This is a genomic window from Salinisphaera dokdonensis CL-ES53, from assembly GCF_040361215.1.
GTDB classification, from domain to species: Bacteria; Pseudomonadota; Gammaproteobacteria; order Nevskiales; family Salinisphaeraceae; genus Salinisphaera; species Salinisphaera dokdonensis.
This window is the reverse complement of the sequence record NZ_APND01000001.1, coordinates 739111-763362: the sequence shown is the minus strand read 5'-3', so window position 1 is coordinate 763362 and position 24252 is coordinate 739111. Positions and strand designations below refer to the sequence as shown.

The window sequence follows — 24252 nt, the reverse complement described above, 5'->3', positions numbered from 1 at the left end:
GGACCGGTTTGCCCGCAGATCAACCGGGCAGGTGCAGCGGCGGCAGATCCGCGACTTCGCCCTGGGCGAGACGCAGATAACCCGCGTGCAGAGCAGCAGCGAGATCGGCGATATCCTTGCGTGGGCCGGTATTGATGAGCACATCGTCTGCCATGGCCAGGCGCTCGCCGCGCGCGTCCTGCGCGGCGATCATGCGCTGGGCCAGATCCTCGTCGATGTCGTCGCGTGACATCAGGCGTTCCATCTGGACGCCTTCAGGCGCGTCGACCACCAGCACGCGATCGACCAGATCGATCATGCTGGATTTCACCAGCAGCGGAACCACCAGCAGGCAATAGTCCGATTGGGCGGCGTCGCGCCGGCGGGCAAGTTCCTCGCGGATACGCGGATGGGTAATGCCCTCCAGGTCCGAGCGCGCGCTGTCGTCGGCAAACACGATCTCGCGCAGGTCGCGCCGCTTGAGGCGGCCCTCGTCGTCGACGATGTCATCGCCGAAACGGCTGGCGATCTCTGCCAGCGCCGGCTGGCCGGGCTCCACGATGTCGCGGGCGACGATGTCCGCGTCGATGATGGTGACGCCGAGGCGCTGAAAGGCACTGGCGACCAGGGATTTGCCACTGGCAATCCCGCCGGTGAGACCGACGGTGAGGGTACTCGGCATCCTTAACGTCCTTTGCAACCGGATGGGCTAGCCATGCTCGTCACCGTGTTCATGCAGTGATGACAGCAGCCTGTCGGCCCTGTCGCACACGCAGCGTGTGCAGCGACGAGTATCAGCGTAATCCGGCGACCGATAAATAAGCGCCGCTGATTGTATCGCCTGCCACGAGTGCCAGCCAGCCGGCGATCGCGAGCCAGGGCCCGAAAGGCATCGGCTTGCCCCGTGCGAGGACTCCTGTCGCCATCAACGTGCCGCCCACGATCGCGCCCGCGAGCGATGCCATGAGCAGCACCATGGGCAGGGCCTGCCAGCCCAGCCAAGCGCCGATCACGGCGAGCAGTTTGAAGTCGCCGTAGCCCATGCCTTCCTTGCCGGTCACCAGCAGGAAAACCTGAAATACCAGCCAGAGAATGAGATAGCCCGCCGCGGCACCGATGATGGCCGTTGCCGGATCCACGAGCGCGAAACCCGCGCCATGGCCAAGACTGATGAGCAGTCCTAGCCAGAGCAACGGCAGGCTGAGCGCGTCCGGCAGGAACTGGGTGTGCCAGTCGATCATGGCGGCAGCGAGCAGCGTCCACGTAAAGATCAGCGCGAAGCCGGTGAACGGCACCATGCCGAAGGCGGCGACCACGAACATCGCGAGCACGGCACTGCATAGCTCGATCGCGGGATACTGAAGCGAGATCGGATGGCTGCAGTTCGAGCAGCGCCCGCGTAGCAGCAGAAAGCTCAGAACCGGAATATTGTGATGTGCCTTGATCGGCGTGCTGCAGTGGCCACAGGTGGATCGCGGCCGCGACAGGCTGACACGCGAGGGCGAAGATACCGCCGCAGGCTGACCTAGGATTTCTGCAGCGCTAGCGCGCCATTCGGCCTGCATCATGCGCGGCAGACGCAGGATCACCACGTTGAGAAAACTGCCGACAATCAGGCCGAACAGGCCGACAGCGGCATAGCAGAACACGGGATGCTCTGCGAACAGCTCGGCCACTTACACCACCGACCCAAGCTTGAAGATGGGCAGATACATCGCGATCACGAGCCCGCCGACCAGTACGCCGATGATCGCCATGATCATGGGTTCGAGCAGGGACGACAGCGAATCGACCTGATTGTCGACCTCGGCCTCGTAGAAGTCGGCCACCCGCGAACACATCGCATCCAGGGAGCCCGATTCTTCACCGATGGCGACCATCTGTAGTGCCATGCTCGGGAACAGGCCGGTGTTGTTCATGGCCAGTTGCAGCTGCACGCCAGACGAGACCTGGTCGCGCATCTGCAGGATGGCCTCCTCGAAGACGATATTGCCGGAGGCGCGCGCGACCGAGTCCATGGCCTCGACCAGTGGTACGCCGGCCGCGAACATGGTGGACAGGGTGCGGGCAAAGCGCGCGACGGCCGCCTTGTAGAGAATATCGCCGATCACGGGCAGCTTCAGCGCCAGCCGATCGTTCATGCGCCTGAACTTTCGAGATCGCAATCGCGCCTGGAAGAAGCCGTAGAAGACGGCGGCGATGACGCCGATGATCGCCCACCACCAGGCCTGAACGCCTTCGGACAGACTGATCACCAGCAGCGTGAAGGCCGGCAGGTCGGCGCCGAAGCCCTGGAACAGCGACTGGAACTGCGGCACTACGAAGTAGAGCAGGATGCCCATCACCACGATGGCCACGACGATAACGGCACTGGGGTAGAACAGCGCCTTGCGGACCTTGGCCTTGATGGCTTCGGTCTTTTCCTTGTACGTCGCAATCTTGTCGAGCAGCGACTCGAGCGCGCCGGACTTCTCACCGGCGTCGACCAGGTTCACGAACAGATCGTCGAAATACTTGGGATGCCGTGCCAGCGCACTGGCCAGGGGGATACCGTCCTCGATATCGGAGCGGATGTTTTCAACCAGTTCGGCCAGGCTCGGGTTGTCCGCGCCCTTGGCAATGATGTCCAGCGATTGCACCAGCGGTACGCCGGCGGCGAGCATCGTTGCCATCTGGCGGGCCAGGATGGCGATATCGCCGGCCTTGATCTTCTTCTTGCGTTTGCCGCCGATGCCAAACAGCGTGGTCTGTTTGCGCACACGAATCGGGTTGATGCCCTGTTTGCGCAGCGCCACTTTCACCATGGCTTCGTTCGGGCCGTCGGTCTGGCCCTTGACCCGACTCCCGCTGCGATCGGTGCCGATCCAGAAGAAGGTCTGGTTTTCGCTCATCGTGGTTGCCATCAGTCGGCCCCGTGCCGGTAAACGCCAGTGGGCGTGGACATCGTCTGCATACAGGATTTATCGGCAAGGAGCGCGATTAATTCATGCCCAGTTTTGCCAGCCGATAGCGCAGCGCTCGAAACGTGATGCCCAGATGCTTCGCGGCCTTGGTCTTGTTGTAGTGACAGGCTTCCAGCGCGGCCTGAATTCGTTCGCGTTCGAGCGCTTCCAGCTGACTTTCCAGATCGGCGCTGGTATCCATCGGTGCAGGATGGCCATTGCTGGTGTAGCCGCCCACGGTGCCCGGCGCAGTGGGTGCGGCCGACGCGGCGCTGCCCGTGCCCGTATCGAGCAGCGGCGAACTCAGGCGCAGGTACTGGCGTTCGATGACGGCATCCTCGCTGAGCGTGACCGCGCGTTCGAGAATGTTTTCCAGTTCTCGGATATTGCCGGGAAAGGAATACTGCTCCAGCGCGTCGAGTGCCTCGCGCGACAGATGCGGTGCACGACGCAGACGCAGCTTGCGGGCGAGTGCCTCGAGGATGCGCGCGGTCAGCGCCGCAATATCGGCACGCCGCTCGCGCAGCGGCGGAACGTGCACCTCGATGACGTTGAGGCGGTAATAGAGATCCTCGCGAAAGCTGCCGCGCGCGACTTCAGTGGCCAGGTCGCGATGAGTGGCACAGATCACGCGCACATCGACTGCGGTCTCGTCATTGGCGCCGACCGGGCGGATTGCGCGTTCCTGGATCGCGCGCAGCAGCTTGACCTGCATGGTCAGCGGCAGATCCGCGACCTCGTCCAGGAACAGGGTGCCGCCGTCTGCGCGCGCAAACAGACCGGGTGTGTCACGCATCGCGCCGGTGAACGCGCCGCGCATATATCCGAAGAACTCCGATTCCATCAGTTCCGAAGGAATCGCGCCGCAGTTCACCGGCACGAAGGTGTTGCTCATGCGCGGGCCTTCGGCATGAATCATGCGCGCGACCAGTTCCTTGCCGGTGCCCGATTCGCCGGTGATATAGACCGGCGCCTGGCTGCGGGCGAGCTTGGCGATGGTCTGGCGCAACTGTTGCATCGAGGGCGTATCGCCAATCAGTCGCGGCGAGGCGTCCAGCGAGGGGTGCGGCGGTGCGTCGTGGTCGAGCCCGGCGAGCTTGAGCGCCTGGGAGACCAACGACCGAAGGCCGGATACATCGATCGGCTTGGAAACGAAATCGAACGCACCGGCCTTGAGGCTGGACACCGCTGTATCGGCGCTGCCGTAGGCGGTGATCACCGCGACCGGGCAGTGCGGGTGGCGTTCGTTGATATAGCTCACCAGGTCCAGGCCGTCACCGTCGGGTAGACGCATGTCGGTCAGGCAGAGATCGAAACGCCCTTCCTCGAACGCTGCTCTGGCTTCTGCCAGGGTTGCCACCGCCAGCGTCTGGATTGACATGCGGGCCAGCGTGATTTCCACGAGTTCGCGGATATCCGCTTCATCATCAACGATTAACGCGTTCGGTGCTGTATCAGTCGGGGTCATTAGGGCGGCTTTGGATGGGCGGTTCGGCAGGCACGGCTACGGCCGGCGGTGCGTGAGCAAAGGTGATACGAAAGCAGGCTCCGGCCGAATGTGCAACCGGCGCGAGCTGGGCGCCGTTCGCATCACACAACTGGCCTGCGATATGCAGGCCGAGACCGGTGCCTTCGCGGTTGGTGGTGAAGAAAGGCTCCATGATCTGGTCGAGTATCGCGGGGTCGATTCCCGGCCCGTTGTCGATGATATCCAGGCAGAAACGGTCGCTACGGTTGCGATGGCCGGTCAGGCGGATGGTCAGCTCGATGCCGGCCTTGCGTGCGTGGCGCTGCGCGTTATCCCAGAGGTTGAACAGTACCTGACGCAGGTGATCGGGATCGAATTCGACCTGCAGCGCGGCGTCGAACTCGTCGATATCGAAATCGGGCGCATCCTCGTTGTAGTCGAGATAGTCGTCTATGGTGTCGTACAGCCAGGCCGACAGCGCGAGTGTACGGCGCGAAAGCTGTGAGCGGCGCGACAGCCCCATGACGCTATTGATGATGTTGTCGATCCGTCGGCTGTGCCGGTGGATGATGTCGAGCATGCGCAGATCTTCGCCGTTCAGCGTCGGCGATTCGGCCAGCAGTTGTCCGGCATGGCTGATCGCGCCCAGCGGATTGCGAATCTCGTGGGCGATGCTGGCCGACAGGCGGCCGATCGAGACCAGTTTGAGTTGCTGGGCCTGCTCGCTTTGCCGCGCTGCGTCTTCCAGGAAGATCAGCACCGATGCGGATTCCCCGTGGCCGAGGCGCGAGAACACCGGGAGCAGCGAATGCGACCCGGCACGGATGACGTCGTTACTGACCGGCGCGCGTATCTGCCAATCAACCAGGGCCTCTTCCAGCGCGGGCGACAGTTCATCGAGCTGGGTACGCACCGGTCGGGTCGGCAAGAGCTCGAGCATCCGGATCGCGGCATCGTTGATCAGCTGGACGCGGTGCGAACCGTCGACGACCACGGCGCCCATATCCATCTGTTGAATGATGTGCCGATTCAGTGTGGCGAGATCGCGGGCCTCGGTAGCGCGTTCGGCGGCGATCGCCTCGCTGACCCGCACTCGGCGCGCAAGCCAGTGCGCCACGCTTGCTGTAATGAAAAAGACCGAGCCCAGAATGCCGGCCTGTACGAATTCGGCTCGTACATCGAGAAACTGGATTGCGCGCCAGCCTTCCTGGCCGACAATGCCGATGGCGGCACATGCGGCGATCAACGTCGCCAGACGTGCGGGCAGCAGCATGCCGGCGGCCGCCACTGGCGTGATCAACAGCATGCCGAGTCCGCCGGCGACGCCGGTGCTTGCGAACGTCAGGGTGGTGCAAATTGCCACGTCGACCGCGCAGGCGAGCAGCACCTGTACGCGCAGTGCGGGCGTGCGCGATAACGACATGAACAGAGAAAACCCGCACTGCGCCAGATACAGCAGTGATGCGATCCGGAAGACCTCCGGCAGCGCCACCATGAACAATTGTTCCGCGGCGCCGAACAGCAGCAGTCCGACGAGCCCGAACGCCACCAGCCCGCGGTAGACGTTGAGCGACGTGATCGCACGCCAGTCCTCGACATGCCGGACCAGCGCAGTGCCGGGGGTAGGGGTCATCGCGGCCGGTCGCGGGACGCCTTGTCGGGTCGTTCGCTGCAGTCCGGCTCACCGCAGACGTGGCCATCGTTGCTGCGATAGGCCAGCGATAGCGGCATGTGTACGCCACAGCGCGCACAGCGCACGGTTTTCTCGAACCGCGGATCGTTGTCTTCCTCCCGTACGCGATCGCGGTTACGGGTTGATGAGCCAAGCAATTGCCTGACGATCAGCCAGCCGAGGCCGAGAAGCAGAAGTAGTCCGAGCAGGCGTGCCATGGCGATAGACCCATCGTGTCGCGGTGGGTGATCCAGAGGGCATCATACGTCAGCGATCGGCGCTGTCGCGGTTCCTTGTCGACGGCTGGATGATTCATGAAGTTGTCGCTGCGCGTTTCACGCGCCACAATGCGCGGCATCTCGAAGATTTGATTCCACAAAGGCGATGCCATGAACGTTCACGAATATCAGGCCAAGGAAATCTTTGCACGGTACGGCGTGCCGGCCGGCGAGGGCCAGGTCGCCCGCTCGGCCGACGAGGCCGTGGAAGCTGCCAAATCGCTCGGCGGCGAAAAATGGGTGGTCAAGGCCCAGGTTCACGCGGGCGGTCGCGGCAAGGCCGGTGGCGTGAAGATCTGCTCGAGCATGGACGAGGTCAAGCAGGCCGCGGCCGACATGATCGGCGGTGAGCTCAAGACCAAGCAGACCGGCGATGTCGGCCTGCCGATCCATTCGGTCTATGTCGAGAAGCCGGCCGATATCGTGTCCGAGCTGTACCTGTCGGTGCTGGTCGACCGCGCCACGCGTCGTGTGACCTTCATCGCATCGCCGGAAGGCGGCATGGACATCGAGGAAGTCGCCGAGTCCACGCCCGAGAAGATCACCCAGGTGGCGATCCACCCGGCCGCCGGCTTCCAGGCCTATCAGGGCCGCCAGCTCGGCTTCTTCCTGGGGCTGGACAAGAAGCAGGTCGGTGAATTCGTGAAGGTCATGAAGGGCCTGTACGAGATGTTCGTCGAGACCGACGCTTCGCTGGTCGAGATCAACCCGCTGGTCACCACCGAGCAGGGCGGTCTCGTCGCACTCGACGGCAAGCTCAACTTCGACGACAACGCGCTGTTCCGGCATAAAGAGTTCGCCGACATGCGCGATCTCACCCAGGAGAACGAGCGCGAAGCCCAGGCGGCCGAGCACGATCTCAACTACATCCAGCTCGACGGCAACATCGGCTGCATGGTCAACGGCGCGGGCCTGGCCATGGGCACCATGGACCTGGTCAAGCTGCACGGCGGCGAGCCGGCCAACTTCCTGGACGTCGGCGGCGGCGCGACCACCGAGCGTGTCACCGAGGCGTTCAAGCTGATCACCGCCGGTGAAGGCGTACAGGCGATTCTGGTCAACATCTTCGGCGGCATCGTGCGCTGCGATCTGATCGCGGAAGGCATCATCACCGCGGCCAAGGACGTCGGCATCAGCGTGCCGGTCGTGGTGCGCCTGGAAGGCACCAACGCCGAGGCGGGTCGCAAGCTGCTCGACGAGTGCGATTTCGACCTCATCGCTGCGCAGGATCTGACCGACGCGGCCAAGAAGGTCGTCGCCGAGGCCAAGGGCTGAAGCCAGCCCGCGCGCTGACAGACCTTCTACCGAACACGCTTTAGACCAGGATCAATTCATGAGCATTCTCGTCAACAACGACACCAAACTCATCGTCCAGGGCTTCACCGGCTCGCAGGGCACCTTCCATTCCGAGCAGTGCATCGACTACGGCACCAACATCGTCGGCGGCGTCACGCCCGGCCGTGGCGGCGAGACGCATCTCGATCGCCCGGTGTTCAACACCTGTGCCGAAGCGGTCGCCAAGACCGGCGCCAACGCCACCATGATCTACGTGCCGGCGCCGTTCGCGGCCGACGCCATCCTCGAAGCCGAGGCCGCAGGCATCGAAACCATCATCTGCATCACCGAGCACATTCCGGTCATGGACATGCTCAAGGTGCGCTCGGTGCTGGACGAGTCCAACAGCGTGCTGATCGGCCCGAACTGCCCGGGCGTGATCACCCCGGGTGAATGCAAGATCGGCATCATGCCGGCGCATATCCACAAGAAGGGCAAGATCGGCATCGTCTCGCGTTCCGGCACGCTGACCTACGAAGCGGTCTTCCAGACCACCAACATCGGCCTCGGCCAGTCCACCTGTGTGGGCATTGGCGGTGACCCAATCCACGGCCTCGACTTCATCGACGTGCTCGAGATGTTCGAGAACGACCCGCAGACCGAAGGCGTGGTCATGGTCGGCGAGATCGGCGGCACCGCCGAGGAAGAGGCCGCCGAGTTCATCAAGGCCAATATGTCGAAGCCGGTGGTGGCCTACATCGCGGGCGTGACCGCACCTCCCGGCAAGCGCATGGGCCATGCAGGCGCGATCATCTCCGGCGGCAAGGGCACGGCCGACGACAAGTTCGCCGCGCTCGAGAAGGCCGGAGTCGCCACGGTGCGCTCCACCGCCGAGATCGGCAGCAAGATGGAAGAGATCCTCGGCTGATAGCCGGCGGATTGCCACAAAAAAGGCCCGGCTTGATGCCGGGCCTTTTTGGTTGCGCGCAACCGGGTTGGTCTGTGAGCTGACCCATGCTTGAATGGCAGGACGTTTGGAAACGGACAAGTCCATGAGTGAACCGACCTACGTACTCAGCTGTGACTGCGGCCACGTCACGATGACGGCCCGGGGCGAGCCCAAGCTTTCGTTGTACTGCCACTGCGGCAGCTGCCGCGCGCTCTACACGAATGACGTGCTATCGCTGACCGGCTGGAGCGACGACAACGTCGACGTCCCGGATGAGTCTGTCCTGTTCGATCACAAGATGTCGGACCGCCAGATGCGTCGCTTCGGCTGCCCGAAATGCGGCATGATCATGTATGGACGTCACAGCCCCGGTATCCCGGTGATCCCGCACGGCGTGTTCCGCAAGAACAACGGCGGTGAGCTGCCGGCAGCACTTGCGCCCACGCTGCATCTTTTCTATCGCGAGCGCGTGCTCGATATCGACGACGACCTGCCCAAATCCGAGGGCGGTGAGATGATCGGCATCGATGGCTGAACGCTGTCCGATGCGGAGGAGCCCCGGCCGGCCGATGTGCCGGCGGCGGCTGCGCGTCGGGTGCCGACAGGCATCGGGCCAAGCCGGTCTTGAGGCCGGTCCCTACAAGGTAAACGCTTCATGAGCGACGCTTCGCTTCGCATTGCACTGGCCCAGCTCAACGTCTGGGTCGGCGATATCGAGGGCAATGCCCGCCAGATGATCGAAAGTGCGGCTATCGCCCGTGATACCCACGGCGCGGATCTGGTCGCCTTTCCCGAGATGGCACTGCTCGGCTATCCGCCGGACGATCTGTTGCTGAGGCGCGGCCTCCCGGCGGCGATCGAGTCCGCCCTGTCGACGCTGGCGGCGTCACTGACCGGCATCACGGCCGTGATCGGCTATCCGGAATATGTCGGTGACGAGATCTACAACGCTGCCGTGGTCGTGCGTGACGGCGAGCGGGTCGCGCACTATCGTAAGCAATGCCTGCCCAACTACGGCGTGTTCGACGAGCGCCGTCACTACCGGCCCGGTGATGCGCCCTGCGTATTCGAATTGAACGGGCGTCAGGTCGGCGTGACGATCTGTGAAGACATCTGGGAGAAGGGCCCGGCGGCCCAGGCCAGGGCCGCAGGCGCCGAAGTGCTGGTCAACCTCAACGCCTCGCCGTTCCATGTCGAAAAGCAGGACGAGCGCGAAGGTCTGCTGGCCGAGCGTGCCACGGCGAACGATCTGGCGATCTGCTATGTGAACTGTGTGGGTGGACAGGACGAACTGGTCTTCGACGGTCGTTCCTGTGCGGTAGACAGGAGCGGGCGCCTCAGCATGCGCGCCCCGGCCTTCGAGTCCGGTGTCTACTGCATTGATTGGCCTGCGGCGGAGGATGGCGCGCCCGCGGCCGGCGCGATTGCCGAACAGCAGTCGCCCGAGGCGTTGATCTACGACGCGCTGGTGCGCGCCACCCGCGACTATATCGATCGCAACGGCTTTCCCGGCGCGCTGATCGGCGCCTCCGGCGGCATCGACTCCGCCTTGGCTATGGCGGTCGCGGCGGATGCGATCGGCGGCGAGCGCGTCTGGGCGGTATCCATGCCGTCGCGTTATACCGCCGATATCAGCAACGTCGACGCCGCCGATCAGGCCGAACGCATGGGCGTTCGCTATGACGACCTGCCGATCGAGGACGGGTTCTCTGCGTTGCTCGGCACGCTGGCGCCATTGTTTGGCGATCGTGAACCCGATACCGCCGAAGAGAATCTGCAGTCCCGTATCCGCGGCGCGCTGCTGATGTCGCTTTCCAACAAGTTCGGCCACGTGGTGCTGGCGACCGGCAACAAGTCGGAGATGGCGGTGGGTTATGCCACGCTCTACGGCGACATGTGCGGCGGTTTCGCGCCGCTCAAGGACGTCTACAAGACGTGGGTCTACCGGCTGGCGAAATTTCGCAACACGCGCGGTGAAGTGATTCCGGGGCGGGTGATCACGCGTCCGCCGTCCGCCGAGCTACGCGATGATCAGGCCGATACCGACACGCTGCCGGAATACGACGTGCTCGATCCGATCATCGAAGCCTATGTCGAGCATGGCGAATCCATCGAGGGCATCTGTGCGGCCGGCTACGGCGAGGACGACGTCCGGCAGGTGGCGGGGCTGATCCGGCGCAACGAGTACAAGCGTCGTCAGGCCGCACCCGGGCCGAAGGTCACGCTACGCGCCTTCGGCCGGGATCGACGCTATCCGATCACCGCGGTTTACGGCGACTTGTAGCGTACTCGCCAGGCCGTAGTAGGGGCTTGCCGTAGGGCGACGTACTCGGGGCAGTTAGCAGGCTGTGAATCCGTGCCGTCTCAGTTGGCCGGCAGAGTGTCGGGCGACGAGGCGTGCCTGCGCTGCGGCTACAGCCGCGGACAGCTGCATCGTCCGCGATTTACTCTTCGCTTTCTTCGCTCGATTCTTCCGGCGGCAGCGACTCGCCGCTTGCCGCGGCGGTGTCCATCGCCGGCAGCTCATAGCGTGGTTCGTCGCCGGCACGCTGCCGGTAGAACTCGTCGCGATGCAGGATGTAGTTCGGATACGACGCCTGCAGAATCGCGCGTGCGTCCTCGGCCAGATCGGTCAGGCCGAGCTTGGCGTAGCTCTCTTCCATGATCTCTAGTGCGCGCGGCACCGAATCCGAGCCTTGGTAACGCTTGAGCACGTTCTCTGCACGACGGCTGGCAGCGACATAAGCGCGCCGGCGCAGGTAGTACTCGGCGATACCGATTTCGAAATCCGCCAGCCGGTTGCGGATATCGATCATGTGCAGCTGCGCATCCTTGCGATACACGCTCTGCGGATAGTTCTCGACCAACAGGTTGAAGTCGGTGAAGGACTGCTCGAGGAAACGCGTGTCCCGCTTGTCCGGGTCGCCGCCCAGCAGGCCGGCTTCGTTGCGGTCGTAGTTGGACAGGCCGCGCAGGTAATAGATGTAGTCGATATGCGAGTTACGCGGGCGCTGCTTGATGAAGCGATCCGCGGCCGATACCGCCGCATCGTATTGCTGAGCCTTGTAATGGGCGGCCACCGATTCCATTTCGGACTGTGCCGCATAAGGCGAGAACGGGAAGCGGGCCTGCACTTCCGCGTATAATCTCAGCGCGCGCTGCGGGTCGTTGCCAACCATGAACTCGCGGGCGGACTTGTACAGACGCTCGGCGTCGGCCGAGTCGAGCTTGTTGCCCTCGCGGTCGACGAGCGGCTCGTTGCTGTAGCCGGTTTCGTTGATGCCCTTGTCGCCACCGCAACCGGCGGCTGCAAGCAACATCAGAATTGAAAGCGCGAGAGCGAGTTTCCGCATGCCAGTCCCGGACGTGCGCCGCACGCCAACAGATAAAAACGAACGCGGAGTATACCTAGGAACCTCCAATCGAGTCATTTACGGTCGCGCGGCATTTCCTGCCTGTGATCGACCCATAAACGAAGAGAAAACTGCGATGCCGGCAAGCAGCCGCGAACCTGATTTCGAAGCGCCGATTCCCGATGAATTTGCCGGCCGGCGGCTCGATCGCGCGCTGGCCGAACTGCTGCCCGACTACTCGCGTTCCCGCCTTCAGGCGTGGCTCGTCGACGGCGCCCTCACGGTCGACGGCGGAACGCCTGCAGCCAAGACCAAGGTCGCGGGCGGCGAACAGGTGCGCCTGTTCCTGCCCAGCGAACCCGACGATGCGCGCGTGGTGGCCGAGCCGATCGCACTGAACATCATCTACGAAGACGACGCCATTCTCGTGCTCGACAAGCCCGCCGGGCTGGTGATGCATCCGGGCGCCGGAAATCCCGATGGCACGCTTCAAAACGCACTCATCAACCACGACGAATCAATGGCCGCGCTGCCGCGTGCCGGTATCGTGCACCGGCTCGACAAGGACACCTCAGGCATTCTGGTCGTGGCGAAGACCTTTGCCGCACACGCCAAGCTGGTTGCCGATCTGGCCGAACGCACGGTCAAGCGCGAATACGAAGCTGTGGCGGTCGGCGTGATGACGGCCGGTGGCCATGTCGACGCGCCGGTCGACCGCCACCCGGTCGATCGCAAGCGCATGGCCGTGCGCGATACGGGCCGCGAAGCGGTCACGCACTATCGCGTGATCACGCGCTACCGTGCCCATACCCACGTGCGCTGCCGGCTCGAAACCGGGCGTACGCACCAGATTCGCGTGCATTTGGCGCATATCCGTTATCCGCTCCTGGGCGACGCTACATACGGTCGCCGGCTGGCGCTGCCGCGCGATTCCAGCGACGCGTTCGTGGACACGCTGCGTACTTTCCGGCGCCAGGCCCTGCATGCGCGCAAGCTGGGCCTGACCCATCCAGTGACCGGCGAATACATGAGCTGGGAAGCGCCACGGCCGGACGATTTCGAACGCCTGCTCGCCGGGCTCGACGCGGATGCACAGGCTCATGCCGATAACTGAATCGCCGAACTTCCTGCCCGCGGCCTGGCCCGCGCCGGCGCATATTCGCGCCGGCACGACATTGCGTACCGGCGGAACAAGCGCCGCGCCGTTCGATAGCTTCAATCTGGGCGACCGGGCCGGTGACGATCCCGAAGCCGTGCGTAGCAACCGCCAGCAACTGCGCGAACAGCTGGCGCTGCCTGGCGAACCCGCGTGGCTATATCAAGTGCACGGCAACCGTGTTGTCGATGCGGGCGCCCCGGTGGAGGGCGAGGCCGATGCCAGTGTTGCCACTGCCGAAGACGCCGTCTGCGTGGTATTGACCGCGGACTGCCTGCCGGTGCTGTTCTGCAATCGTGCCGGCAGCTGCTGGGGCGCGGCCCATGCCGGCTGGCGCGGCCTCGCGGGCGGCGTGCTGGAAGCCACGGTCGATGCCCTGACGGCGCCGGCCGATGAGCTGATGGCTTGGCTGGGGCCGTCCATCGGTGCGCACAACTTCGAGGTTGGCGAGGACGTGCGCGCGGCGTTCTGCGACCACGACCCGGCGGATGCGCAGGCATTCGTGGCCGGCGCCGCGCCCGGCAAGTATCTGGCCGATATCTATGCGCTGGCCCGTGCCCGGCTCGAACGCGCCGGCGTGACGGCTATCCATGGCGGCGGCCTGTGCACCATCGACGACGCCGCGCGGTTCTATTCCTACCGACGCGACCCGCGTACCGGGCGCATGGCGAGCCTGATCTGGTCCACTGCGAACGGTTGAGCGTGGCTACTTCTTGCCCGGCGTGTAGGTGTCGTGGCGGAAATAGCGTTCATTGAGCAGCCTCACGTCTTCGTCGTAGAGCGCTGCAAAACGTTTTTCGGCGTCGAGCAGCACCTGACGTAACGAGTCCACTGGCTCGCGTTCGGCCATTACCCGGCACTGGAACATCAGCTGATTGAGTGCCCCCGAAGCCGCCAGCAGGAGCTTGCGTTCAAACGCGGTGCCGGTCTTGCCGACCAGCGGCGCGAGCGATTTGCGCGTGTCCGAGCTGATCGATGCGCGCTTGCGTTTCTCGATTTCCGGCAGCGGGTCGAGGTCGATCCGAACGGCCGGATAGTCTTGCGCGATACGCTCCAGATCGGCCTGCAAGGCCGCGGCATAAGTCGAGATCTCGCCGATCACGCGCTCCACCGGATCGCTTTCGATCTTGATATAGAACACCTTCTGGACATCGCTCAGGCTCGATACCGAGTCGTAGAGCAGGCTGTAGCCGGCATTGAGCGCGTCGCGATTGGCCTGGCGTTGTGCGGCGTCATTGCTCTCCGCCTTGTTGTCGCCGCCAAGCGATGCGCAGCCGACAGACAGTAGCGATGCCACCAGAACAGCGACCAGTACCCCTGCGCGGCCGCGGTGCGTGCGAAACAGATCGTGCCGTCTCAGCATTTCGATTCATCCTCGTTGTCGACGCCGTGCGCGGCGAGCAACGTGCGTGCCCGGTGCGAAACCAGGCAGACCACGGCCAGGGTCGCTACAAGGCCGCCGATTACCAGCGTCCAGTACGGTGCGCCGTTGCCGGCACCGGTCGCTGCTCCGATGCTGCCCAGATACACATACATCACGGTGCCGGGAATGATGGCGATGGCCGTGGCCATCGAGAAAGGCAGGAAGCCGATGTTCGTAGCGCCGAAGAAATAGTTCTGGGCATTGAACGGAATCAGCGGTGACAGGCGCAACAGGCCGACGATCTTCCAGCCGTCTGCAGCGACGGCGCGGTCTAGTGCCTGCAGTCGCGGCCGCTTGGCAATGGCCCGCTCGACGCGTGAGCGCGCCAGATGCCGGCCGGCCATGAAGGCGAGCATCGCGCCCAGCGTCGCGGATACGACCACGATCGGTACGCCCCACCATTTGAAGATTAGCCCGGCCGCAAGCGACATCGGCGCGCCGGGCGCCATCAGCAAGGTGGCCAGTGCATAGATCAGGCCGAACACGATCACGCCCCAGACGCCCTGGCGTTCTACCCAGCCGCTCATCGATTCGATCCAAACGTCGATCGGCAGCAGCATCCATGTGACGCAGACTAGGAGCAACGCCAGTGCGAGCAGGGAGTAGCCCGCCGGAATGCGTTGCAGCAACTTGGACATGGCTGTGATCAGCCGGCGTTCGAGGACGCGAAGTATTGTTCCACGAGAACCTGATCGATCTCGCCGTAGAGCGTGTCCAGCCGGGTCCGCGCGCTTTGCAGCAAGGTGAGTCGCGCGTCGCTGCGTTCGGCCTCGGCCATCACGCGGGCGAGATGACGCAGCTGGTTCAGAGCGCCGGACAGGGTCAGCAGCAGGGTGCGTTCGAAATCGGCGCCGCTGCGCCCGACGATCGGCGCGAAGCTCTTGATCCGGGCCGTGGCCGCCGCGTCCTGGGCCGCTTTCTCGATTTCGGGTAACGGCTCCAGATCCAGACGCAGGCTGGGATAGTCTCGAGCCAGCTGCTCCAGCTCGCCGGTCAGTTCGGCCATATAGTCCGCGACGTCGGTCACGACGTTCTGCGTGGCGTCGTTCTCGAACTTGATCAGGAAGGCCTTGTCCGCGTTCGCCAGCCCGGAGACATCGCCGTACAGCAGGCTGTAACCCTCGTTGAGCCTGTCGAGCTGGGCATCGCCGTTCGCGTCGATCTGCGCGACGCCCGTGCCGGCGACCAGCAGGGCCACGCCCGCACCGAGCAGGCCAAAGCCAAGAAGCCGCCGGAGGCGGTGCTGCTTCGTCATGTCGCCACCGGGCATAAGAAGCCTTCCGGCATCTTGCCACGACGGCATCGCCGAATGGGGTGTCGATGAGCCTTGGCGAGCCCGCAGCGCGACGCCGCAGAATTCGCGGCGCCACGGTTTTCAGCTTTCGGTTTCGGGCGTACCGGCGCGGGCGATCAGCTCGAAGCCTTCCGGCGGGCCGTGCCGTCACCGTTGGTGGCGGCCGGCTTGCGGCGTTTCTTTTCCGGCTTTTCCTTTTTCGGTGGCAGGCCGGTGGGGCGTTCGTCGCCGCTGGTGTTGTGGCCGGTTCCGGGCGCGGTGTCGCCGAGCATCGGCTTGAGGAAACGCCCGGTATGCGAGGCCTCGACCTTCGCTACGTCTTCGGGCGTGCCGGTGGCAATGATCTCGCCGCCGCCTTCGCCGCCCTCGGGACCGAGATCGATCAGCCAGTCGGCCGACTTGATCACGTCGAGGTTGTGCTCGATCACGATCACCGCGTTGCCGGCATCGCGCAGGCGCAGCAGCACCTTGAGCAGCTGATTGATGTCGTGGAAATGCAGGCCGGTGGTCGGCTCGTCGAGCAGATAGAGCGTACGCCCGGTATCGCGTTTGGACAGCTCGCGGGCAAGCTTGATGCGCTGGGCTTCGCCGCCCGACAGGGTGGTCGCGTTCTGGCCGAGCTTCACATAGCTCAGGCCGACGTCCATCAGCGTCTCGAGCTTGCGTTTGAGACTCGGCACAGGCGCGAAGAACTCGAGCGCGGCCTCGACGCGCATCTCCAGCACGTCGGAAATGGTCTTGCCCTTGTAGTGCACCTGCAGCGTCTCGCGGTTGTAGCGCGCGCCCTTGCAGGTATCGCAGGTGACGTAGATATCCGGCAGGAAATGCATCTCCACCTTGATCACGCCGTCGCCTTGGCAGGCTTCGCAGCGTCCGCCCTTGACGTTGAAGGAGAATCGGCCGGGCTGATAGCCGCGTGCCCGCGCCTCGGGCGTGTTGGAGAACAGCTCGCGGATGGTGCCGAACAGGCCGGTGTAGGTCGCCGGGTTGGAACGCGGCGTGCGCCCGATCGGCGCCTGGTTGATATCGATGACTTTGTCGAGGTGTTCCAGACCATCGATCGATGTGACCGGCGCGGCACGGGCCACCGCCCGATTGACCTGGCGCGCGGCCGCCGGGAACAGCGTCTCGTTGATCAGCGTGGACTTGCCCGAGCCGGACACGCCGGTGATGCAGGTCAGCTGGCCCATGGACAGATCGACCGACACGTTCTTCAGATTGTTGCCGCGCGCGCCGTTGATCTTGATTACGCGTGTCTTGTCGAAGGCGATCCGGTCGGCCGGAATCGGGATCGTGAGCCGGCCGGACAGATATTGGCCCGTCAGCGACTCTTCGTTCGCGGCGATGTCCTCGGCGCTGCCTTCGGCAATCACATGGCCGCCGTGGTCGCCCGCGCCGAGGCCCATGTCGACCACGTATTCGGCTTCGCGGATGGCGTCCTCGTCGTGCTCGACCACGATCACCGTGTTGCCCAGATCGCGCAGGCGTTCGAGGGTGTTGAGCAGGCGGCGGTTGTCGCGCTGGTGCAGGCCGATGGATGGCTCGTCGAGTACGTACATCACGCCGACAAGACCCGCGCCGATCTGGCTGGCCAGGCGGATACGCTGGGCTTCGCCGCCGGAAAGCGTTTCGGCGCTGCGAGACAGGGTGAGATAGTTCAGGCCGACATCGAGCAGGAATTTCAGACGCTGCTGAATCTCCTTGAGGATCGGCGCCGCGATCTCGGCACGATGGCCGGGGATGTCGAGCGCGTCGATGATCTCGTGGGCGCCGGCGATGCTGGCCGCGTTGATCGTGGGCAGCCTGGTGTCGGCAACCCGCACATGTCGGGCGGCGGTGTTCAGGCGTGCGCCGTCACAGGTCGGGCAGGGCTTGTTGGACAGATACTTGGCCAGTTCCTCGCGTACCGCCATGGAATCGGTTTCGGCATAGCGGCGCTGCATGTTGTTGAGCACGCCTTCGAACGCGTGCTTGCGCACGCGCGTGCGCCCGCGGGCATTTACATACCGGAATTCGATCCGCTTGCTGCCGGAGCCCTGAAGAATGACGTTGCGGGCTTTTTCCGGCAGGTCGCGCCAAGGCGTGTCTACATCGAAGTCGTATTCCTCGGCCAGCGACTGGATCAGGCCGAAGAAATAGGGATTGCGCCGATCCCAGCCGCGCACCGCGCCGCCGGCGAGGCTGAGCGCGTCGTCGGTGATCACGCGATCGACGTCGAACACGCTCTGCGAACCCAGGCCGTCGCAGCCCGAACAGGCGCCGTGCGGCGAGTTGAAGGAGAACAGCCGTGGTTCCATGTCGTTGATCGAATAGCCACAGACCGGGCAGGCGAACTGGGAGGAAAACACTTCGGGCTCGGCTTCGCCGCGCCAGGGCAGGATCCAGGCGATGCCTTCGGATAATCGCAGGGCAGTCTCGAAGGATTCGGCCAAGCGCTGCTGGATGCCGTCGCGGATCTTGAAGCGGTCGACCACCACTTCGATATCGTGCTTCTTCTTCGGATCGAGAGTCGGCACTTCGTCGATCTCGATGATCTCGCCGTCCACGCGCATGCGCACGAAGCCCTGGCCGCGCATCTGCTCGAACACGTCGCGGTGCTCGCCCTTGCGCGAACGGATCACCGGCGCGAGCAGCATCCACGCGGACTCGTCCTCTTTTTCCAGCGTCTGGTCGACCATCTGTGAGACGGTCTGGGCGGTCAGCGGCTCGTCGTGATCGGGGCAGAAGGGCGTGCCGGCGCGCGCATAGAGCAGGCGCAGGTAATCGTGGATCTCGGTGACCGTGCCCACCGTCGAGCGCGGGTTGTGCGAGGTCGATTTCTGTTCGATTGAAATCGCCGGCGATAGGCCCTCGATGGAATCGAGGTCCGGCTTTTCCATCATCGACAGAAACTGCCGCGCATAGGCCGACAGCGACTCGACATAACGCCGCTGGCCTTCGGCATAGACCGTGTCGAAAGCCAGGCTCGACTTGCCGGAACCGGACAGACCGGTGATCACGATGAGCTTGTCGCGCGGCAGGTCGACGTCGATGTTTTTCAGATTGTGCGTGCGTGCACCGCGTATGCGGATACTGTCCATGAATCGGGCACAGGGAATGAGAATAACCGTCGAGTATACGCAGCGCGGCAAGCACGCCACAAAACGTGCAACGGCGGGGCCGTGCCCTAGCCCTATGCTAGACTTCGCCGTCTGATTGGCGCCGCCAGTCGACGGTTCAGCGGTGCCGGATCGCGCATCCATGCGCCGTGGTCACGGGTATCGGCAACCGCGGCACAACGCTGGCAAGAGTTTCTTCATGACCCGATTCGAGACCCGGGCGGCATTCTCCCTGGCAGGGATCTTTTCCCTGCGCATGCTCGGCCTGTTCATGATCTACCCGGTGTTCGCCTTCTACGCGAAGCACCTGGACGGGTCGACGCCGCTTACCGTCGGTCTCGCGCTGGGCGCTTACGGGCTCACCCAGGCGCTGCTGCAGATCCCTTTTGGCATGCTCTCCGACCGTTTCGGGCGCAAGCGCATGATCGCCATCGGGCTGGTCATCTTTGCCGCCGGCAGCGTGGTCGCGGCCCTGTCGGGCAGCATCTACGGCGTGATCGCCGGGCGCATCCTGCAAGGGGCGGGCGCGGTCGGTTCGGTGATCCTGGCGCTGGGCGCCGATCTCACCCGTGAAGAAGTACGCACCAAGACCATGGCCGTTATCGGCATGACGATCGGCCTGTCGTTCGCGCTCGCGCTGGTGCTCGGCCCGCTATTGAACGCGGTGGTCGGCGTATCCGGCATTTTCTGGGCGACTGCAGTGATGGCGCTGGTCGGCATTGCCGTGCTCTACGGCGTCACCCCGCAGCCGGCCAAGCTGCAATCGCACCGTGATACCGGCGCCGTGCCGGCGATGTTCAAGCGCGTGCTCACCGACAGCCAGCTGCTGCGGCTGGACTTCGGCATCTTCGCGCTGCACGCCATGCTGACCGCCAGCTTCATCGCCGTGCCGGTGCTGCTGCGTGACGTGGTCGGCGTGGGCGAGAACGAACTCTGGATGGTCTATCTGCCGGTGCTTGCGGCTTCGGTCGTAATCATGATCCCGATGATCATTCTTGCCGAAGCCAAGCGGCGCATGAAATCGGTATTCGTCGGCGCCGTCGTCACCTTAGGGCTTAGCCAGATCGCGCTGTTGATGTGGCATACCAGCTTGGTCGAGCTCGTGGTTGTGCTCATCCTTTTCTTTGCGGCCTTCAACATCATGGAGGCCAGCTTGCCGTCGCTGATTTCCAAGGCCGCGCCCGCCGATGCCAAGGGCACGGCGATGGGTGTCTACTCCAGTTCGCAGTTCTTCGGCATCTTCGTCGGCGGAACGCTCGGCGGCTGGGCCTATGGTCTGGCGGGGGCGGCAGGCGTCTTCGTTTTCTCGGCGATCGTGGCGCTGCTATGGTTCGTGGTGGCGGTAACCATGAAGCCGCCGCGCTTCACGCAGACGCGCATGATCAGTGTGGACGTGCGCGACGCCGACGAGGCCGCGGCGCTGGAAGCCCGGCTGACGGCACAGCCCGGGGTGGTCGAAGCGGCAGTTGTCCTCGACGAGGGCGTGGCCTATATAAAGGTCGACAGCGCACAGGCAGACGCGGTCGATCTCGACGCATTTTCCCACCGGCCCGCGCGAGCCTGAAGCGTGTCGGCGATCCAATCATCGATGGAGTGTTGCAATGGCAAGTAGAGGCATAAACAAGGCGATTCTGATCGGCAATCTAGGCGCCGACCCGGAAACGCGCTATACCGCCGGCGGCACCGCGGTGACCAACGTGAACGTAGCCACCTCCGATACCTGGCGCGACAAGTCCAGCGGCGAAATGCAGGAGCGCACCGAATGGCACCGCGTGGTGTTCTTCGCGCGCTTGGCCGAGGTCGCGGGCGAATACCTGCGTAAGGGTTCGAAGATCTATGTCGAGGGTCGTATCCAGACTCGCAAGTGGCAGAACAAGGACGGTGTCGATCAGTACACCACCGAGATTGTCGGCAACGAGATGCAGATGCTCGATTCCAAGGGCGGCGGCGGTGGCGGCAGCGCGCCCTTCGGCGGTGGCGGCGGCCAGCAGCAGCGCCCGCAACAGCAGGGCGGCGGTGGCGGCTACGGCCAAGGCCAGGGCGGCGGAGGTCAGGGCCAGGGTCGCGGTGGCCAGCAGTCCTACCAGCCGCCGCAGCGCGAGCCGGCCGGCGGCGATCCGGGCTTCGACGACGACCTGGACGACGATATTCCCTTCTAGGATCGTCGCTCCGCAGATCGAGTGCCACGAGGCCCGCCAAGCGCGGGCCTTGTTGTTTCGGCGCTCTCCGCTGGACGGCGTATTCGATTGAGGGTCGGGCCGAACCTCCGGCTAAGACTGGCGCCGCGGCCATGTCGGCGACCGCTACACGCGCCCGACGAAGGGAGAAGAAGGATTTCGGCCTACTGGTCGGCCCATGCGTCTCGACAGGCGCCAGGTTTTGTGGTGTGGGTTACAATATTAGGCTTGCTTGAATTCGCCCGAAATGGGCACGAACGGTCATGACCAGCACGACCCAACCCAAAGTCTTCGTTCAGACCTGGGGCTGCCAGATGAACGAGTACGACTCGGCCAAGATGGTGGAAGTGCTGCGCAAGCAGCGCGGCGCCGAGCGCGTCAATACGCCGGAAGAAGCCGACGTCATTCTCCTGAACACCTGCTCCGTGCGCGAAAAAGCGGCCGAGAAGGTGTTCTCGCAGCTCGGCCGCTGGCGCGAGCTCAAGGCAGAACGCCCAGATCTCGTGATCGGCGTGGGCGGCTGTGTGGCATCTCAGGAAGGCCATGCCATCCGCGAACGCGCGCCATATGTCGACATGGTGTTCGGCCCGCAGACGCTGCACCGGCTGCCGGAGATGCTCGACGCCGTGCAGGACAACGGCGCCGGCATCGTCGATATCGCCTTTCCGGAGATCGACAAGTTCGATCATATGCCGCCGGCCAAGGCCGAAGGCGCGACCGCGTTCGTGTCGATCATGGAAGGCTGCTCCAAGTACTGCAGCTTCTGCGTGGTGCCGTATACCCGCGGCGAGGAGATCTCGCGACCGTTCGACGACGTGATTCTGGAAGTCGCGGAGTTGGCGGAGCAGGGCGTTAAGGAAATCACCCTGCTGGGACAGAACGTCAACGGTTATCGCGGGCCGATGGAAGACGGTTCGGTCTGTGATCTGGCGATGCTGGTCGAGTTCGTGGCCGAGATCGAAGGTATCGAGCGTATCCGCTACACCACCAGCCATCCGCTGGAATTTTCGGATGCGCTGATTGAGGCTTATGCCCGCGTGCCCAAGCTCGCCAACTATCTGCATCTACCGGTGCAGTCCGGTTCGGATGCGGTGCTGGAGCAGATGAAGCGCGGCTACACGGCCGAGCATTTTCGTGAGCGCATCGCGAAGCTGCGCGAAGTGCGCCCGGACATCAGCTTGTCAACCGACATCATCGTCGGCCATCCGGGTGAGGGCGAGGAAGAGTTCGAGCAGACCATGCAGCTGGTCGAGGACATCGGCTTCGATGCCGCTTTCTCGTTCGTCTACAGCAAGCGCCCCGGCACGCCGGCGGCCGACATGACCGACGACACGCCGCGCGAGGTCAAGAAAGAACGCCTTGCGCGCCTGCAGGCGCGCATCGGCGACTTCAACCGGCAATACATGCAGGGCATGGTCGGTACCACCCAGCGTGTTCTGGTCGAGCGTGAATCCAAGCGCGGTGGTGGCCAGATGGCCGGGCGCACCGATTCCAATCGCTGGGTTAACTTCGACGGCCATCCGCGCATGGTCGGGCACTTCATCGAGATCGAGATTACCGAAGCGCTGGACAACTCCCTGCGTGGACGCGTGTCCGTGATCGAGCCCGAGCCGGCCACGCCGGATCTGGCCGCCGCGGCGGGCTGACAGCGACGCCGACCGCACTACAGTCAACGCCGCGCGGCGCAAAGCCCGGCACAACCGACGAGTCATCTTGAGCGAAAATATCCGTAAGTCCCTGGAACTCACGCCGCCGGACACCACGCGGCTGGCACATCTGTGCGGCCCGCAGGACGAACACCTGCGCCTGATCGAGCGCACGCTCGGCGTGCAGGTGCACAACCGCGGTCATCAATTCCAGGTGGAAGGCGAAGCGGTCTCGAGCGAGGCCGCGATCGATACCCTCAACGAGCTGTACAGCGCGACGGCTGCCGGCGCGATCGACCCGGAGCGCGTGCATATCGTGGCGCGCACCGCCGAGCGTGAGCGCAAGGGCGAACCCGAGGACGAGCAGTCCGCCAAGGATGTCGTGATCAAGACCCGGCTCGGGCTGGTTCGCGGCCGTGGGCCGAGCCAGCGCCGTTATCTGGCCAACCTGGCCGAGAACGACCTGAATTTCGGCATCGGCCCGGCCGGTACCGGCAAGACCTATCTGGCGGTGGCCGCAGCGGTCGATGCGCTCGAGTCCGAACGCGTGCGGCGTCTGCTGCTGGTGCGCCCGGCGGTGGAGGCCGGCGAACGGCTGGGCTTTCTGCCTGGCGATCTGGCCCAGAAGATCGACCCCTACCTGCGTCCGCTCTACGACGCGCTCTATGAAATGCTCGGCTTCGACCGCGTGGGGCGGCTGATCGAGCGCAACGTGATCGAGATCGCGCCGCTGGCCTATATGCGTGGTCGTACGCTCAACGAGGCGTTCATCATCCTTGACGAGGCGCAGAACACCACCGTCGAACAGATGAAGATGTTCCTCACCCGTATCGGCTTCGGTTCCACCGCGGTGGTCACCGGCGACATGACCCAGGTCGACCTGCCGGTCGCGAAGAAGTCCGGGCTGCGTCATGCCGTCCGGCTCCTCAACGGTATCGAGGGCATCAGCGTGACCAAGTTCTCGGCCCGCGACGTGGTCCGCCACCCGCTGGTTCAGCGCATCGTCCAGGCTTACGACCGCGAAAGCGAAGCCGCTCAGGGCGACAGCTAGCACCGCATGAATGTCGAACTCGCGCTGGATTGCGCGCCCGGTATAGAAGCCGTCGACACGGACGCTCTCGAGGCGGCCGCCGTCGCGGCCCTGCGCGGCGCCGAACAGGACGACGAGCCGGTCTACGAGATCGCCGTGCGGTTGGTTGACGAGGCCGAGTCCGCGGAGCTCAACGGCCAGTATCGCGACAAGCCTTATGCGACCAACGTGCTGTCGTTTCCGGCGGGCGCCGAACTGCCGGGGCTGGTGGTGCTCGGTGATCTGGTGATCTGTATGCCGGTGATCGAGCGCGAGGCTGGCGAACAGCACAAGTCGGTCGACGTGCATCTATGTCATATGGTCGTGCACGGTGTGCTGCACTTGCTCGGCTACGATCACATCGGCGACGATGAAGCTGAAACCATGGAAGCGCTGGAACGCCGGATCATGGCCGGATTGGGTCACGACGACCCGTATCGCGAGCGCGACACAGCAATCTGACGGCTGCGGGC

At 64.3% G+C, this 24252-nt stretch carries 22 protein-coding genes; 11 read left to right on the top strand and 11 right to left on the bottom strand.

The genetic code is table 11. The annotated features are described in order from the left end of the window. Positions 1–19: 19 nt before the first annotated feature. From coaE to SADO_RS03480, 6 genes are all read right to left on the bottom strand, one after another. Complete coding sequence (coaE, locus tag SADO_RS03505; RefSeq protein ID WP_353109249.1) at positions 20–661, bottom strand: dephospho-CoA kinase; 642 nt, start codon at positions 659–661, stop codon at positions 20–22. 112 nt (positions 662–773) lie between these two features. Beyond that, on the bottom strand, positions 774–1655 hold the full coding sequence (locus SADO_RS03500; protein WP_353109248.1) for a prepilin peptidase: 882 nt from the start codon (positions 1653–1655) through the stop codon (positions 774–776). After that, on the bottom strand, positions 1656–2882 hold the full coding sequence (locus SADO_RS03495) for a type II secretion system F family protein (RefSeq protein ID WP_353109247.1): 1227 nt from the start codon (positions 2880–2882) through the stop codon (positions 1656–1658). A gap of 76 nt (positions 2883–2958) precedes the next feature. Next, complete coding sequence (locus SADO_RS03490; RefSeq protein WP_353109246.1) at positions 2959–4389, bottom strand: sigma-54-dependent transcriptional regulator; 1431 nt, start codon at positions 4387–4389, stop codon at positions 2959–2961. Next, complete coding sequence (locus SADO_RS03485; protein WP_353109245.1) at positions 4376–6022, bottom strand: sensor histidine kinase; 1647 nt, start codon at positions 6020–6022, stop codon at positions 4376–4378. The genes SADO_RS03490 and SADO_RS03485 overlap by 14 nt, the downstream gene beginning before the upstream one ends. Then, positions 6019–6279: a hypothetical protein gene (locus SADO_RS03480; protein WP_353109243.1), complete on the bottom strand. Its 261-nt coding sequence runs from the start codon at positions 6277–6279 to the stop codon at positions 6019–6021. The genes SADO_RS03485 and SADO_RS03480 overlap by 4 nt, the downstream gene beginning before the upstream one ends. Positions 6280–6450: 171 nt before the next feature. On the opposite strand from SADO_RS03480, the gene sucC reads away from it, so the two are divergent. The 4 genes from sucC (at position 6451) to SADO_RS03460 (ending at position 10847) form a co-directional block, all read left to right on the top strand. After that, positions 6451–7614 carry an ADP-forming succinate--CoA ligase subunit beta gene (sucC, locus tag SADO_RS03475; RefSeq protein WP_353109241.1) on the top strand — a complete coding sequence of 388 codons (1164 nt, stop codon included), beginning with the start codon at positions 6451–6453 and terminating at the stop codon, positions 7612–7614. A gap of 58 nt (positions 7615–7672) precedes the next feature. Further along, positions 7673–8542: a succinate--CoA ligase subunit alpha gene (gene sucD, locus SADO_RS03470; protein ID WP_353109239.1), complete on the top strand. Its 870-nt coding sequence runs from the start codon at positions 7673–7675 to the stop codon at positions 8540–8542. Between the two features lie 124 nt (positions 8543–8666). After that, positions 8667–9098 (top strand): GFA family protein, encoded by a 432-nt coding sequence (locus SADO_RS03465; RefSeq protein WP_353109238.1) that lies wholly within the window; start codon positions 8667–8669, stop codon positions 9096–9098. Positions 9099–9218: 120 nt separating this feature from the next. Then, positions 9219–10847: an NAD+ synthase gene (locus SADO_RS03460; RefSeq protein WP_353109237.1), complete on the top strand. Its 1629-nt coding sequence runs from the start codon at positions 9219–9221 to the stop codon at positions 10845–10847. Between the two features lie 160 nt (positions 10848–11007). Here SADO_RS03460 and SADO_RS03455 read toward each other — a convergent pair whose 3' ends face one another. Beyond that, the gene (locus SADO_RS03455; protein ID WP_353109235.1) at positions 11008–11916 is read right to left on the bottom strand and encodes an outer membrane protein assembly factor BamD; all 909 of its coding nucleotides are present in this window, start codon (positions 11914–11916) and stop codon (positions 11008–11010) included. A 136-nt stretch (positions 11917–12052) separates the two neighbouring features. Between SADO_RS03455 and rluD the strand changes: the two genes are divergently transcribed. Next, complete coding sequence (rluD, locus tag SADO_RS03450; RefSeq protein ID WP_353109233.1) at positions 12053–13030, top strand: 23S rRNA pseudouridine(1911/1915/1917) synthase RluD; 978 nt, start codon at positions 12053–12055, stop codon at positions 13028–13030. Beyond that, positions 13017–13772 (top strand): peptidoglycan editing factor PgeF, encoded by a 756-nt coding sequence (pgeF, locus tag SADO_RS03445; RefSeq protein WP_353109232.1) that lies wholly within the window; start codon positions 13017–13019, stop codon positions 13770–13772. Before rluD ends, pgeF begins: the two co-directional genes overlap by 14 nt. Before the next feature lie 6 nt (positions 13773–13778). Here pgeF and SADO_RS03440 read toward each other — a convergent pair whose 3' ends face one another. The 4 genes from SADO_RS03440 to uvrA form a co-directional block, all read right to left on the bottom strand. Then, complete coding sequence (locus SADO_RS03440; protein WP_353109230.1) at positions 13779–14435, bottom strand: hypothetical protein; 657 nt, start codon at positions 14433–14435, stop codon at positions 13779–13781. Continuing rightward, the gene (locus SADO_RS03435) at positions 14429–15133 is read right to left on the bottom strand and encodes a TVP38/TMEM64 family protein (RefSeq protein ID WP_353109229.1); all 705 of its coding nucleotides are present in this window, start codon (positions 15131–15133) and stop codon (positions 14429–14431) included. Before SADO_RS03435 ends, SADO_RS03440 begins: the two co-directional genes overlap by 7 nt. Before the next feature lie 8 nt (positions 15134–15141). Beyond that, positions 15142–15750: a hypothetical protein gene (locus SADO_RS03430; RefSeq protein ID WP_353109227.1), complete on the bottom strand. Its 609-nt coding sequence runs from the start codon at positions 15748–15750 to the stop codon at positions 15142–15144. 155 nt (positions 15751–15905) lie between these two features. Beyond that, the gene (gene uvrA, locus SADO_RS03425; RefSeq protein WP_353109226.1) at positions 15906–18869 is read right to left on the bottom strand and encodes an excinuclease ABC subunit UvrA; all 2964 of its coding nucleotides are present in this window, start codon (positions 18867–18869) and stop codon (positions 15906–15908) included. A gap of 217 nt (positions 18870–19086) precedes the next feature. Between uvrA and SADO_RS03420 the strand changes: the two genes are divergently transcribed. The 5 genes from SADO_RS03420 to ybeY all read left to right on the top strand — a co-directional run bounded on the left by SADO_RS03420 (position 19087) and on the right by ybeY (position 24241). Beyond that, the gene (locus SADO_RS03420) at positions 19087–20451 is read left to right on the top strand and encodes an MFS transporter (protein ID WP_353109225.1); all 1365 of its coding nucleotides are present in this window, start codon (positions 19087–19089) and stop codon (positions 20449–20451) included. A gap of 37 nt (positions 20452–20488) precedes the next feature. Beyond that, entirely contained in the window at positions 20489–21046 is a 558-nt protein-coding gene (gene ssb, locus SADO_RS03415) for a single-stranded DNA-binding protein (RefSeq protein ID WP_353109223.1), read from the top strand. Between the two features lie 281 nt (positions 21047–21327). Then, a complete protein-coding gene (gene miaB, locus SADO_RS03410) occupies positions 21328–22710 on the top strand; it encodes a tRNA (N6-isopentenyl adenosine(37)-C2)-methylthiotransferase MiaB (RefSeq protein WP_353109222.1) in 1383 nt (460 codons plus the stop codon). A 67-nt stretch (positions 22711–22777) separates the two neighbouring features. Further along, positions 22778–23761 carry a PhoH family protein gene (locus SADO_RS03405; RefSeq protein ID WP_353109220.1) on the top strand — a complete coding sequence of 328 codons (984 nt, stop codon included), beginning with the start codon at positions 22778–22780 and terminating at the stop codon, positions 23759–23761. 6 nt (positions 23762–23767) lie between these two features. After that, the gene (gene ybeY / locus SADO_RS03400) at positions 23768–24241 is read left to right on the top strand and encodes an rRNA maturation RNase YbeY (protein ID WP_353109218.1); all 474 of its coding nucleotides are present in this window, start codon (positions 23768–23770) and stop codon (positions 24239–24241) included. Positions 24242–24252: the final 11 nt, after the last annotated feature.